Source organism: Marinobacterium sedimentorum, from assembly GCF_024267675.1.
GTDB lineage: Bacteria > Pseudomonadota > Gammaproteobacteria > Pseudomonadales > Balneatricaceae > Marinobacterium_A > Marinobacterium_A sedimentorum.
The window spans coordinates 1-222 of record NZ_JALDYX010000178.1; the positions used below are offsets into that span (position 1 = coordinate 1).

General features: G+C 39.2%; 1 protein-coding gene. It reads left to right on the forward strand.

What is annotated here, in order from left to right:
- Positions 1–132: 132 nt before the first annotated feature.
- Positions 133–222 (forward strand): AAA family ATPase (locus MRS74_RS23755; protein WP_254582746.1); only part of this gene is annotated, 90 nt, incomplete at its 3' end.

The following is a 222-nucleotide window of genomic DNA, read 5'->3' on the forward strand; positions in this document are numbered from 1 at the left end:
ATCTTTGTTGAGCAATGTTTATACATTCAGAATTCATCTTTATACCGAAACTTATCGTAAAGCAGCCACTAAGGTGAAGCCTTTCGCTGTGAGCTTCGGTATAAAATCTTTTTAAGTATAAGAGGACAAATCATGCGCATCATTCTTTTAGGTGCTCCAGGTGCTGGTAAAGGCACACAAGCTCAATTCATCATGGAGAAGTACGGTATCCCTCAAATCTCT